The sequence below is a fragment of the Robinsoniella sp. genome (assembly GCF_034124845.1).
On the sequence record NZ_JAWYAJ010000205.1, the window covers coordinates 1 to 14097 of the forward strand.

14 protein-coding genes and 1 riboswitch are annotated in these 14097 nt (G+C 39.1%); of the genes, 1 reads left to right on the top strand and 13 read right to left on the bottom strand.

Features of this window, described 5'->3' with window-relative positions; genetic code table 11:
- Nucleotides 1-136 precede the first annotated feature (136 nt).
- From ACH2DQ_RS09485 to ACH2DQ_RS09535, 11 genes are all read right to left on the bottom strand, one after another.
- Entirely contained in the window at nucleotides 137-577 is a 441-nt protein-coding gene (locus tag ACH2DQ_RS09485; RefSeq protein WP_394913583.1) for a hypothetical protein, read from the bottom strand.
- Complete coding sequence (locus tag ACH2DQ_RS09490; protein WP_395026534.1) at nucleotides 564-1043, bottom strand: DUF3990 domain-containing protein; 480 nt, start codon at nucleotides 1041-1043, stop codon at nucleotides 564-566. Before ACH2DQ_RS09490 ends, ACH2DQ_RS09485 begins: the two co-directional genes overlap by 14 nt.
- A 336-nt stretch (nucleotides 1044-1379) precedes the next feature.
- Nucleotides 1380-2117, bottom strand: coding sequence for an ABC transporter ATP-binding protein (locus ACH2DQ_RS09495; protein WP_394913585.1), 738 nt, complete (start codon nucleotides 2115-2117; stop codon nucleotides 1380-1382).
- A 65-nt stretch (nucleotides 2118-2182) separates the two neighbouring features.
- The gene (locus tag ACH2DQ_RS09500) at nucleotides 2183-3217 is read right to left on the bottom strand and encodes an ABC transporter substrate-binding protein (protein WP_394913586.1); all 1035 of its coding nucleotides are present in this window, start codon (nucleotides 3215-3217) and stop codon (nucleotides 2183-2185) included.
- 81 nt (nucleotides 3218-3298) lie between these two features.
- Nucleotides 3299-4063: an ABC transporter permease gene (locus ACH2DQ_RS09505; protein ID WP_394913587.1), complete on the bottom strand. Its 765-nt coding sequence runs from the start codon at nucleotides 4061-4063 to the stop codon at nucleotides 3299-3301.
- Complete coding sequence (locus tag ACH2DQ_RS09510) at nucleotides 4032-4328, bottom strand: thiamine-binding protein (protein ID WP_044296548.1); 297 nt, start codon at nucleotides 4326-4328, stop codon at nucleotides 4032-4034. The genes ACH2DQ_RS09505 and ACH2DQ_RS09510 overlap by 32 nt, the downstream gene beginning before the upstream one ends.
- Nucleotides 4329-4430: 102 nt before the next feature.
- Nucleotides 4431-4541, bottom strand: a riboswitch (TPP riboswitch).
- A 41-nt stretch (nucleotides 4542-4582) separates the two neighbouring features.
- Nucleotides 4583-4837, bottom strand: a complete 255-nt coding sequence (locus tag ACH2DQ_RS09515; protein WP_027296735.1) for an HPr family phosphocarrier protein — start codon at nucleotides 4835-4837, stop codon at nucleotides 4583-4585.
- Entirely contained in the window at nucleotides 4830-5798 is a 969-nt protein-coding gene (gene whiA, locus ACH2DQ_RS09520; RefSeq protein ID WP_394913588.1) for a DNA-binding protein WhiA, read from the bottom strand. The genes ACH2DQ_RS09515 and whiA overlap by 8 nt, the downstream gene beginning before the upstream one ends.
- 11 nt (nucleotides 5799-5809) lie before the next feature.
- Nucleotides 5810-6667 (bottom strand): RNase adapter RapZ, encoded by an 858-nt coding sequence (gene rapZ / locus ACH2DQ_RS09525; protein ID WP_394913589.1) that lies wholly within the window; start codon nucleotides 6665-6667, stop codon nucleotides 5810-5812.
- A gap of 2 nt (nucleotides 6668-6669) precedes the next feature.
- Entirely contained in the window at nucleotides 6670-7581 is a 912-nt protein-coding gene (gene murB, locus ACH2DQ_RS09530) for a UDP-N-acetylmuramate dehydrogenase (RefSeq protein WP_394913590.1), read from the bottom strand.
- Nucleotides 7582-7924: 343 nt separating this feature from the next.
- A complete protein-coding gene (locus tag ACH2DQ_RS09535; RefSeq protein ID WP_394913591.1) occupies nucleotides 7925-8401 on the bottom strand; it encodes a hypothetical protein in 477 nt (158 codons plus the stop codon).
- Between the two features lie 1315 nt (nucleotides 8402-9716).
- Between ACH2DQ_RS09535 and ACH2DQ_RS09540 the strand changes: the two genes are divergently transcribed.
- Nucleotides 9717-10157, top strand: coding sequence for a LytR/AlgR family response regulator transcription factor (locus ACH2DQ_RS09540; RefSeq protein WP_394913592.1), 441 nt, complete (start codon nucleotides 9717-9719; stop codon nucleotides 10155-10157).
- Nucleotides 10158-10242: 85 nt separating this feature from the next.
- On the opposite strand, the gene ACH2DQ_RS09545 is transcribed toward ACH2DQ_RS09540, so the two are convergent.
- Together ACH2DQ_RS09545 and ACH2DQ_RS09550 are read right to left on the bottom strand one after the other, a co-directional pair.
- Nucleotides 10243-11424, bottom strand: a complete 1182-nt coding sequence (locus ACH2DQ_RS09545; protein WP_394913593.1) for an aminotransferase class I/II-fold pyridoxal phosphate-dependent enzyme — start codon at nucleotides 11422-11424, stop codon at nucleotides 10243-10245.
- 260 nt (nucleotides 11425-11684) lie between these two features.
- Nucleotides 11685-14097 (bottom strand): YfhO family protein (locus ACH2DQ_RS09550; RefSeq protein WP_395026539.1); only part of this gene is annotated, 2413 nt, incomplete at its 5' end.

The following is a 14097-nucleotide window of genomic DNA, read 5'->3' on the forward strand; positions in this document are numbered from 1 at the left end:
CATCTTGCACCCAACGCTTTTACCTCATCCTTATCTTCATAGGAAACATTTAAAAATAAACTCATATATCCTCCCTCCAATACCCATATTTATTTTAAGCAGTTATTTCCATCAAATACAAAAGGCATTATCTGTACTACAGTATCTGATTTGATTTATAACATTCCGCAATATATTCTCTCGATTGATAATAAAGATCTGAATTGTAATTTGAAAGATGTTGGTTAAGCCAGGATTTATACACCCGGATTAATTTCTCCACTATTTCATTATTGTTACCCGGAATATCCTCTATCAATCTCTCATATACTTCTCCGATTGTCCAATAATCCGGAACCTCATACTTACATTCACCGACATTATCATAATCTCCCTCCGGAATAGAGTTCATATTGATATATTCATCTGCTGTTTTCTCAATCGGTTCACAATGCAGAACATCTGCATATCTGTATATTCGCTCAATTACATCTTTTCCCATATAATCAACTACTTCATCACGTCTTAATTTCCGTATACGGCCAATATACTCAATTAGACTGCAGGTAAAGAACAGTGCACTATTATTTTTCATCATAAACCTCATATCCCTTCCTGAATTTTAAAGTTGTAAGAGCATTGATAGTATGAAAGCTTATTTGATGTGTAGGGTTTTTAAATTTTGCCAGCTCCCAGAAAGCTGCCCTGGATATTTTTCCATCAATAAAATTCTGAATATAGTTAAATATTGTGTCATTTGCCATTGGTCCTTCCACAATATCATAGCTATGTTTTTTACCTGAACGGCATTTAACAATAAAATCAAGCCACTCTTCCGTCATCTCCGGAAATTTTAAAATCTTAAGTGTCTTATCGGGAATATACATATATTCATTAATTACTCCACTCCCTGTATACCTGATTGCCCAACGATGAGCCTGCTCTGAAAGTAGTGTACAATAAAATCCAAAATAAAAATCTTTATTAAATTTTGCCATTCTAATTTCTGGAAATTCAACAATCTCTTTACTTCCATGAAAAAGAATCCTTTGTTTCTCCAGCATGTATGAACCTCCTTTTTTCTGTGCAACAACAAATGTTTTAAATGAAAGTATCTGAAGAACTGCTTTATTATTACTCTAAGGTCATTTGCGTTCTTCTCATTATCTAAATCAAACTCATCAATCTTTTTTATTAATTATAACAAACAAAAATATAAAATGATAGTATTGAATTATTATAAATGTTGGTCAAACAATCCCTGCAATAATATTGGTACCTTGTAAAAATATACCGCTTTTACGTCATATCACCTGTTAGCCTGATATATAACTCCACTACAAAACGCTTTTTAAAAAAGCCATTATATAAAGGTCGCCCTTCATATAACAGCTTTTTTATTATTCTAACGATTTTATAATCTCCCGTTTATAATCCAAAAATGTTTCCGTCAGGTTAAAATCCATCCTTCGGGGTTTGGATTCCTGTATCTGGATTTCTTTTGTAATACACCCCGGCTGACCGGTTAATAAATAAATACGGTCTGACAGGATAATCGCTTCGTCAATATCGTGTGTGATAAAAATAGTTGACAGCCGGATATGTTCCATAACATCCAGATACCATTTATGCATTCCGCCTTTTGTAATGGTATCCAGGGCACTGAACGGCTCATCAAGAAGGGCAACTCCCTGAGAAAACATATAGGTCCGCAGTAACGCCGCCCTCTGTCTCATACCGCCGGATAACTGGCTGGGATATTTTTTTTCTGTTCCTTCCAGTCCAAACTCAGCAAAATAAGCAGACACTTTATCTCTCGCCGCTTTTTTATTCATCCCTCTAACCAGAAGGGGCAGTGCCACGTTATCTTCTATGGTACGGTACGGAAGCAGCAGGTCCCTCTGCAGCATATAACTGATGTGTCCTGCCTGGCCCGTAATATCCTTTCCGTCCAGTAATATTTCCCCGCCGTCCGGTGAAGCCAGTCCTGAGATGATGTTAAAAAGCGTAGTCTTTCCCACACCGCTGACTCCAAGAAGGCAGACCAGTTCCCCTTCTCTTACCTCGATTGATACATCTGAAAGTATTTGTTTATCTTCAAATGCTTTTGATATATGCTTTGCAGCTAATTTTATCATTTTATCTCCTCATGCATACTGCAGACGGGTCTTTGGTACTGCACCACTAAACCACTACCCATTGCTTATTGCGGTAAATAATCGTTGGAAAAACCCCAGCCTGCAGGAATTTCTGTCTCTACCAGTTTGTTTTCATTTAACCAGCCATAAAATGCATCCCATCTTGCCCCGTCGATATATCCCCAGCTTTTTGCGTCTGACTGATACTGATCCTTGAGATATTCCTGGCTCGCCTGAACTAATTTTGCATCCAGTTCCGGTGCTGCCCTGCGGAGAATATCCGCAGCTTCTGCCGGGTCCGTTACAGCATCTTCATAGCCTTTTGCCAAGGCAGACATAAATGCTTTTGCCACATCCGGATTTTCTTTTAGGAAATCATTATTCGCTACGATCACAGGGGTATAATAATCAAACACCGGATTGATATCCTTAAATGCAAAATAATCCGTCGGCAAATCATTTACCTCTGTGGCAATTCCACCCCAGGCATAGTATACCCAGATCGCATCCACCTGTTTTGATTTCAGGGCAGTTACTTCATCGGTTACGGTGCTTGGAATCAGTTTTACTTTATCGAAATCGCCGCCATCCTGTGCAACTACATTCGCAATCATTGCTTTTTCAACCGGAAGATCCCAGGTCGCATAAACATGGTCTTCCATCCCTTTGGGCGTATCCATGCCTTCCCCTTTTCTGGAAATAATACCGGATGTATTATGCTGAATCACAGCTGCTACTGCCGTTACCGGAAGGGGATCTTCCCTTGCAAATGCAGGTGCCAGAGAGTCCTGGAAATCCACGCCAAACTGCGCTTTTCCTGATGCAACCAGCGCCGTGGCACCATCTTCCGGAGGCTGTACAATCTCAACTTCCAGACCTGCTTCCGCAAAATATCCCTTTTCCTGCGCAACATAAAGTCCGGTATGATTGGTATTCGGCGTCCAGTCCAGTACAAAGGTCAGCTTAGTCGTTTTGCCGTCTGTTTTTGCCGTATTCTCAGACTGAGCTGATTCGCTGCCGTCTGACGCACTGCTTCCGCAGCCTGCAAGAGACATTGCCACAGCCAGGCTTAAAGTAACCGCTAATAATTTCTTTTTCATTTGTATTCTCCTCGTCTTCACTGTTTCAAAAAAGTTATTGTTTTGAATCTATGTCTGCTATTTCTTATGAAATTCAAATAACTATTTTAATTGATCCCAGGGCATTATCTTTTTACGCAGAACTGTTACCAGCCACATCAGAACCAGACTAATTGCTGATATCAGAAAAATTACTGCAAACATTTTGTCAAAGGAATAGGCACTCCGCACCCTGGTCATATATACGCCAAGCCCCTGAAATCCCCCCAGCCATTCCGCTATCACTGCCCCTACTACAGAGTAGGAAACAGAGATTTTCAGGCTTGTGAAAAAATTTCCCAGCGCTCCGGGAAGCTTCACATACCGGAATATCTGTCCCTGGCTTGCTCCCATTGACCGCATTAGATTCATAGTATCCTTATCTGCCGCCCGAAAACCTTCCAGAAGTCCGACTGCAATCGGGAAAAACGTTACGATTACAATCAAAGTCACTTTTGGTGCAACATCATATCCCATCCACAATACCAGAAGGGGTGCTATGGCAATTGTGGGAATCGTCTGGGTGATTACCATAATTGGATAAAATGCTTTATATACACCTTCAAAACGGTCCATCAATAAGGCAGCTAAAAATCCGGTTAAGATTCCAATCCCAAGTCCCAGAAAAGCTTCCACAAGGGTTGTCCCCAAGTGCATCCTTAATAAATTAAAATCACTTACAAATGCCCGGATTACTGCCATCGGTGACGGCAGCATAAAGGACGGCACCAGTTCAAACGAAGATGCCGCCTGCCACAGGATAAGTAAAACCAGAATTGCACTGATACAGTACAGCTTACTGGTGATGCTTTGTAACTTTCTTTTCAATCGTAAGTACATCTCCTTCCGGTTTATAGGAAACTTTAATATATGCCGCAACAGACGGTGCACCCGCGCGGATCGCAATATGCTGGCACTCTTTTATAATATCCATCAATTCATCGTAATCACCCTCAATTGCAGTCTCAAAAGGTCCTACGTAATAATTTAAACCTGTACTTTTAATATACGCAATTACTTCATCTACAATACGGATTAATTCCTCATCATTTTTAGCTTTCGGTAATGTTTGAATCGCTACACTTGCATTCATCTTTCTTCTCTCCATTTCTTATATGATTTTAAATAATAAAAACCCCATCTCACGATAGGGTTTTATCAATCAGCTGCAATTTTATCTGTACTTAGCAAAAACTGCTCCATTGGTATATTTCCCTACGCTGGTATGATCCAGATCAGGTTATGGGTCTAAACATTGGTGTAGTTTACTCTCAGCCGGGTTCTCCCGACTCCCCTATTTCATGTTTATCCGGTACAATAGAATTATACTGTACCAGTTTCATTTCATTATTTACTGCTTAAATATTTCTCGATATTGTTCATAGCTTCCTGCTCATCGCTGCCTTCTACGATGACATTAACATTTTCACCTGCAACCAGGCCCAAAGTCATCATACCCATTATACTTTTTGCATTCACTTTCTTGTCACCACATTCTACATGGATATCGCTCTCGTACTGGCTTGCCACCTGCACCAGAAGTGCTACCGGCCGTGCTTCCAATCCACTTGGAATCTGAATTGTGATAGGTTTTTTAATCATAATGTTTCTCCTCCTTGTTCTCTCTTAGCTCATCCGCTAAATTGCTTAATTTTCTCAATCTATGATTTACTCCTGATTTTCCAACTTGAGGTGTTAACAACATTCCCAATTCCTTTAGTGTCGCATCCGGCTGGGCCAACCGTAGTTCTGCCATTTCAGCCAATCCTTCGGATAAACTTTCAAATCCTGCCGTAGACTGAATATATTTTATATCTTCAATTTGTTTTACTGCTGCGCTGACTGTTTTATGAATATTAGCGGTTTCGCAATTTACCTTCCGGTTCACCTCATTGCGCATGTCCTTCAAGATCCGGACATTCTCTAAATTCATAAGTGCCACATGTGCCTCCATGATATTCAATATATCGACAATTTGTGCGCCTTCTTTAATATAGACAACATAATATTTCTTTCTGGCCACAATTTTTGCATCCAGTCCGAAACTATTTATAATCGCCTGCAGCTGTTCTGCCTTATGTATGGTCGTGCAGACAATTTCAAAATGATAAAACTTCTGCGGATCACTGATCGAACCTGCCGCCAAAAAAGCGCCTCTTATAAATGCCCTTTTACAGCATGTGTTCTGAATCACCATATTATTCACGATGGAAAGATTTTCTTCTACCTCCATATCCTTATTCAGGAGCTTGGCGGCCTTCAAAATCATAAGTGAATCTTCATGTCGTTTTACCAAAACTATATACACGCGGCTTTTTCTTACAGACATATTCTGCCTGATGGAAACCTCCGTCTCTATATTAAAGGTTTTTCTCAATAAAGTAAAGTACTTTCTTGCGACTGCGATATTTTCTGTCTGGATTCTGACACTGTATTTGTCTTTGCTGGAGATGGATATCCCGCCGCACATACTAATAATGGCGGCAATTTCAGCAATCTGGCAATGTCTCGCGCTGCTGGACTGTCTTGATAATTCTTCTTTGACATCGCTTGAAAAAGACATAACACACCTTCTTATCTATTAATATCCCTGTGTTCAATTTTCAGTCCGTATTCATCCTTGGGACCAAGGGTCTCGAACAGTCTGTTTGCCAATGTAACGGAACGGTGCTTCCCTCCCGTGCATCCGATGCTGATGACCAACTGATTTTTTCCTTCTATTATATAGTTTGGAATGAGAAATCCCACCATATCAGTCAGTTTTTTTAAAAATTCATGTGCTATGTCATAACCCATAACATAATCCTGCACTTCCCTGTCATTTCCGGTCTTGTGCTTTAATTCATCAATATAGAAGGGATTTGGCAGGAACCGTACATCAAATACCAGATCAGAATCACTGGGTATCCCATATTTAAAACCAAAGGATAAGATTGTAATCATAATATTTTTAAATTCCTGGTTCTGCACAAATATTTTATCCAATTCCAGCTTCAGTTCCCTGGTCAGCAGCTGGCTGGTATCCAGGATATAATCGGCATGCTGTTTTAAAAATACCAGTTGTTCCCGCTCAGCGGCAATTCCTTTATCTATTCTGCCATTTTTTGCAAGTGGGTGGGCTCTTCTGGTTTCCTTGTATCGCTTCACAAGAACTGCATCTGCCGCATCCAGGAAGAGGATCTCATAATGAAAGCCTTCTATCACCATTGACTCCAATACATGTTCCAGTTCCTTTAATGCCCGGCCATTCCGCACATCCACGCCCATTGCCACTTTGCTGATTTCGTTTCCCGGAGTGCAGGCCAGTTCTGCAAATTTACGCAAGAGCTGAATCGGAAGATTATCTACACAAAAATAACCAGCATCCTCCAGCATCTTCAGTGCCGTACTCTTACCCGCCCCGGACATTCCCGTAACAATAACGAATCTCATCCTTAGAATTCTCCTAATCTCTTCACTTCCGGCTCTAATGTCACACCGAACTGTTCTTTCACACGTCCGGTAACTTCATCCATCAGTGCCACAATGTCTCTGGCAGAAGCATCCCCTTTATTAATCACAAATCCACAATGCTTTTCGGAAACCTGGGCATCTCCAACGGAAAATCCTTTAAGTCCCGCATCCATAATCAGCTTTCCGGCAAAATACCCTTCCGGCCGTTTAAACGTACTGCCGGCGCTGGGATATTCCAGAGGCTGTTTTGTAACTCTTTTATTTTTTAACTCTTCCATAAGGTCTCGGATTTCATCCGGATTTCCTTTTTTTAATCCGAGTCTTACTTCCAGCACAATATCGTTCTGTCTGGCTACCAGACTGGTCCGGTACCCTAACTGAAGTTCCTGGTTGGACAGTTTTATAATTCTGCCTTCCTGGGTCATAACCGTAGCAGAAAGAATTACGTCTTTCATCTCACCGCCATAGGCACCTGCGTTCATCACTACGGCACCGCCGATTGTTCCCGGAATTCCCGATGCAAATTCAAACCCAGTCAGTTCCGCATGCAGGGCTTTCTTAGCCACTTTTGACAACAGTGCCCCAGCCTTTGCCGTTATCTGAGTTCCTTCTATTATAATATCACTGTAGTTCTTAAATATTTGAATAATGACACCGCGATAACCATTGTCGCCTACTAAAAGATTACTGCCGTTCCCTAAGACATAAAACGGTTCTTCGGCGTTCTTACACACCTGTACCACACGTCCAATTTCATCTTTGGAATGAGGCAGCACATAAAAGTCCGCCGGACCTCCAATTCGGAATGTGGTATGTTTCTTCATTTCTTCATTTACATGTACATTGTCACTTCCAACAATCTCACACAACTGATTATACAAATCCTGATTCACTTTTTACCCCTAATCTGTTTTTATATCCAGTACCATATATACCCTTAAACCGGAAAAATAGACCAGCAATTTGACCGGCTATCCGGTATTGATGTACCGATTTATAAAAGTCATTTTATTTGGCCTGTACTTTACTCCCTATAATACAATAAAGAGGGCTTTATTTCAAGCCCTCTTTTTGATGGATTTCTCTTACTATGGGATTTATGTAAAAATATATTCTATTTTTTAACAGATTTCATAGGTCATATAGATACAATAAAAACAATCCATAAACACTAAGTAATATGTCGGAAATTTATCTGACTATTTTTATTAATAAATTTTATAGTCTCCGTAACCGTTAAAATCCAGTATGGTTGGTTTGCTCCAATTTTAATATTTTATTTTCCTGTCCATTTTCTATAATATCATCAACGTATCTAAATATCTCCTTATGAATAGGGCGACAGAAATAACCATCAAAAAACTTTTTTTCTTTTTTATAATAAGTTATGGAACCTATTATTTTACCTTTATTTATAAAAAAAATAATATAAGGCTCTTTTTTTGATACATATCGCCCCTTAAATATACTAACCGGATAAAAAAACTGTAGTTTACATACCTCCTTAATAGCTTTTATCTCATTACTTGAAGAGGAACTATATTTATTCCCTACACTATCTATTATTTGTATAGTATCAAATTCACTCTTATTTATTGTTCTAAGATTATTATTTACTTCTTTTAATATGAACAGAAATGAAATAAATGTAAATAATACTAACAGTGAACTAAGATGAATACATATACCTTTATATTTTTCTTTATATTTCACAATGTATCCTCTCCCTTGGTTTCACAACTTCAAAAAAGTGAATTGCTCAATGACCCGATACTTATGTTTAAAAACCATACAAAATCTCTACAGTAAATAATGCCATGCTGGAGCGTGTTTTAAAATTCATTCCTGAGATCTGATGAAAATGAATTTCAAAACACGCTCCAGTAAATTAACTCTGATCAGGCTTTTGACTTTGCTCAGTTTCCCCAGTAACTGCATTTATATGAGTGTCACTATTATATGCAAATGCAGTTATATTAAAACATAACGCTATTATTAGTATCAAACTTACTAACTTACATATTCTTTTTATCATGCTTAACCCTCCCTACCAATTTCTAAATAAGATGCTTTATTCTATTAGTAACAGAATATCCAAATCTCCCCCCTTTCCAATTATTGCATATTGTTTACGTTAATAACTATTATATTGCAGCCGTACGCTCCACAATATTAGATTCTATTTCACTAAAGTGAAATCTAAGGATGGTCTACATTGCAAATCACTAAAAACGCCTTATCTCTCATGTAAACGTTCTTACTTTATAGATTTATTATAACACGTCTTCTGCCTTATGAATATTTTTGTAATAATCTATATCTTTTCACCAATAAATCCTGTCTTCAAAAAAATTTACTGTCTTCATGCTTAATATCCACTCTCTTATCACATTTTTCCCACATTATATCTTGATTTCATACATTTTTATGAAAATAAAATTCGTCCAACATGCTATAAAGTATATTTTAAATCGTTTTTTGTCATTATTTGTCGACGCAAATTAATTGATAAACAGATTCGTTCATATTAATATATATATAATAGTTTTATGCTCACTCAATTTATACAATTTTGCAGTATGATTATATGCTTTTTAAAGGAAAGCCAGTTTTTCTAAAATCACATGGTTCTTAAAGAATACTGGCAAAGTTTATAATGCCAAATAAGAACCTGAAACATTATTACTGGATAACAAAAGGGAGGGGTTATATGATACCTATTTTTTTATGCGATATTAAACCTGATAATTTAGATAAGTGGCATCAAATAATTAAAAATCACCTATTATTAACGAACTTAAAAATGTTTATTTTATTTAAAACACAATCTCCCCAAACTTTATTAACATACATAACAAAATCCCCGTCTCATTTAGGTCTGTATTTCATAGGGACTAACTTCAATACTATATGAAACGGATTTCAATTAGCTCAGAATATACGTAAAATTGACCCACGTTGTTATATTGTTTTCATAACGTCACAGATTGAGTTATGTTATTTTGCATTCCAGTATAAGATAGAAGCAATGGATTTTATACCTTTGTGCCAGGCAGACGAATTATCTGCTCGCATATGTCAATGTATTGAAGCTGTTAATAAAAATTATGAAATACTTAAGCTTAAGAAAAATGAATTATTACCCGTTAAATGTGGAGGCCAGCGAATCTATTTGGATACAGACGATATTATATACATAGAAACTTCAAAAAACGAAAGCCATAAATTACTCATACATACTACAACGGAAGAAAACAGCATCTACGGCACTTTAAAAGAACTAGCTGCTTCCTTATCCCGTAATCCAAATTTTTATCGGTGTTCAAAATCTATTATTATTAACATATTGCATGTCAGCAATATCAACAAAGACACAAAAACATTTCACCTATCAAATGGTGACTATGTCCCTTACACTTCTCAATACCTAAAAAATATCTTAAACGGTGGATTACATTTTGAAATTTAATTTATCAATCTTTTACAAATAACTCCCGAAAGCTGTGAATGCTTCCGGGAGCGTATTACTCTGAAAATCAATGTTATATGTATTTCTATATTTTTGAATCAAATATGATCCCACTAACCTTTATACTCTCCACAATCTCCTCTATCCGCTCCACATTCTCCACCAGAGCAAATCTCACATAACCTTCCCCCAAAGTACCAAAGCTGCTGCCCGGTACACAGATAACACCGGATCTTTCCATCAGTTCCATAACAAACTGATTGGAATTGCTATATCCCTCCGGCAATGCCGCCCATACAAACATGGTTCCCTCGCTGTCCGGTACATTCCATCCGATGCTGCGAAGTCCACCGCAAAGTGCCTGATTCCTTCTTTCATATTCCCTGCACTGCTCTTCCACCATCTCAAACGGTCCGTTTAATGCCGCCACTGCTCCATATTGCACAGGTAGAAATACGCCGTAATCGATCTGGGTTCTGACTGCTCGGAATTTCTCGATAATCTTTTTATTTCCAATGGCAAAAGACATTCTGGCACCGGTATAGTTAAAGGATTTTGACAGGGAGTAAAATTCAACGCCTACTTCCTTTGCCCCGTCGAACTGCAAAAAGGAGCCCCCTTTTCTGCCTCCATAGATAATATCGGAATATGCATTGTCATGTAAGATCACAATCTCATACTTTTTGGCAAATGCAATCAGCTCTTCATAGAAACTGTCCGGTGCCACAGCGCAGACCGGGTTTGCCGGATAACTAACTACCATGAATTTTGCAGCTCTTGCTGTTTCTTCCGGGATTTCATTCAGGCGGGGCAAAAAGTGGTTTTCTTTATATAAGGGATATTGAACGGTCTTTGCATCGCAGAGAGATGGACCGATATTAAATATAGGATACCCGGGATTCGGCACAAGCACCACATCCTGAGGGTTGCACAGAGTCCAGGCAAAATGTGCCATCCCCTCCTGGGAACCATTCATTGACATGATCTCTTCTGCATCCAGTGCAACCTGGAATCTCTTTTGATAAAAGTCCTGTACAGCCTTTATGAGCGGTGGAATGTCCACCAGGGCATATTTGTAGTTACCCGGATCTTTTGCAGCCTCAGATACGGCTTCTACGATGTGTGGAGCGGTTTTAAAATCCGGTGTACCTACCGAAAGATTATAGATTTTATTTCCTTGATTGATTAACGCTTCCTTTTTTTCATTGAGCACGGCAAATATTCCTGCTTCAAACATATCTGCTTTGTTGGAAAATGTAATATTCATAACGTGATTTACCCTCTTTCTCTGATGTATCAAATGTATTTATCTAACTTCTTCTCTTTCTTTTAGTTTCATCGCCGTCTGCCGGAAATTTTTATAAATTTATGGTTCAAATACACAGCTGAATCTCCTGTATATTTGAACCATATTTGAAATGTATCGTATAAAACTCCAGAGCGTATTTTAAATTGCTTTCTCGCCTGTCCAATTTTTACAGGCTTATTGCTTTTCATATACTCAGATTCATCTGCTGACGCATAATCTTACTGATTCCCAGTATTATTTCCAGATTTTCCAGATTCCTCATATTGGAATTCTTCATCAGGTGATTCATAGCTTTCCTCATATCCAGATTCTTCTTCTGATTCATAGCCTTCCTCATATCCAGATTCTTCTTCCTCTGATTCATAGCTTTCCTCATACTCAGATTCTTCAACCGCTGATTCATAGCTTTCCTCATACTCAGATTCTTCCACCGCAGGATCATAGTCTTCCTCATACCAAGACTCCCCCACAGGTTCATACTCTTCCTCATCCTCGTATTCGCCTGCAGCTCCATATCTTTCTACATATTCAGATTTCCCTGCATCTTCATAGCTATCCCCAGGCTCATCTTCTTCGTAATCACTGGTCATGCTTTGATACTCATTTTCAGAAATCTCGTCTTCGTCCAGGTCATCCAGGTCTTCTTCTTCATTTCCAGGCAGTAACCCTTTTTTTCTTCTGCTTCTGCCTTCCAGCATAATGGTAACCATAAACAAAACGATGCTGGCAATGCTGATAAAGCTTCCTGACCAAAGGCCTTCGGGTGTAAAGTCCATGGTAATCTCGTGCTGTCCTTCACTTAAGTCAAATCCCATAAGTGCAGTACCAACCGCATACGTCTTAATCTCTTTGCCGTCAACTTTTACTTTCCATCCGGTATCATATGGAATTGAGGTTAGGAGGGTTCCAGCTGTTTTTACATCAATATTTCCTCTGATCTTTCCGTCTTCCGCCGTTGTTACATTCATTTGATTAGCGGAAAGCTTCTCATACATCCTGTTATAGTCTTCATCCTTGCAGGTATAGACACGGACTCCCACCGGATTTTCATTTCCTTCTTTATAAGTGATGGTGACATTTGCTTTGCCGTCCTCGGTTACTCTTCCCAGATCAAAGAGGTTACTGTTATACCCATTGATTGTCTTCTCGTACTGAGGTGTCTTGATCACCAGTTTTTCTACATTGGAGGTCAATTCCAGGTAGGTCTGTTCTCCCGGATGCAGACGGATAATATAGGTTGGTCCTTCTTCAATGTCATACTCTTCTCTCAGCGTATAGATAGGCTCGCTGCCCGTAGCCAGTCCTGCAAACTGATCCTGTATTTCCATTGGAACCAGTCCTTCGATCTGCCAGTCTTTAATCGCAGGATCTACCATAAAGCCAAGTGACAGTGCATTTTCATTTTTATAAAGTGCCAGCGGCTCTTCAAAACCAACACGGTTCATATTATAAAGAGTATCGGAATTGGCTTTGGAAACCAGATAACGGACACCGAATACATCACTGAACAATTTTGTCATTCCGTTATAACCATTCTTGTTGGTTCGTGCCTCCATACCAATACCTTTACACATATTGACCGTTGCTGCAGGCATTGTGGATGAAAACAGCACGACGCCGTTACCGCCCATGAACATTGTTTCATTGCGCATTCTCTGGCTGTCGATTTCACTTCGGAAAAAATCTTTATCTCCCTGTTCAGCCATTAATTTCTTATAAGCGCTCTGCTCATCTAAATACGTACTTCTTCCTACCGTTCCATTGCTGCAGACACCATAGATTCCCATGGTAATCATTTCTGCAAGCATGACTCCCAGCACTGCGTTTGACACAATCAATGCACGCAGGCGGATAAAACGGTAAAGCAATAGCAAGATGCTGTAAATTACCAGCAGTCCCAGTGTAACCAGATAGACATAGAGATCCCGTTCCCCTGCCTTTGTAATCATACAGTAGACCACAAACCCTATAGGCACCAGGCAGGATATGATGATTTTAACTACATGCATATTCTTTACATGAGTAAACGCTTCGTACCCCATGACCAGAATTAAGCAGATATAAATAAAGGAAAAACGGTTTGGCAGTCCGTTCTGAGTATGGAATCCATGCCACACAAAGTTAAGCATATTGAAATTAAAGCTCAGCACCAAAAGTGCACAGAGCAATATTTTTGAAATACGTTCCCGCAGGCTTACTTTTTTATCCAGTACATAAAGCACCACCAGAATCAGAATAATGACGCCGCAGTATGCATTTACCCCAGCCTGGTCATCCGCAATGTTAATGGGTTCCACAAATGCGAAATGGCTGGTGAGCTGATCAATTGTGCTGGTGAAGAACTTAATCTTATCCGGGAATCCGTTGTCATCCATGGATTCCGTAATTCCCAGTGCCCGGTAAGCCGGCATCAGAACCAGAGCTGCCATTCCACCGCTGAGCAGTGCATACCATGCAAAGTTAATACCGGATTTAAAAAATGCCTTGATGGTAAATCTCTTTGCTGCAATCCACTGCACCAGAAAATACAGGCAGGAAAATAAACACAGCATAAAGCCAATATAATAGTTACAATAAAGCCCCAGAAACAGGGAAAGCCCAAAAGTTCTTCCGCTTTCTCCTTTTACAATC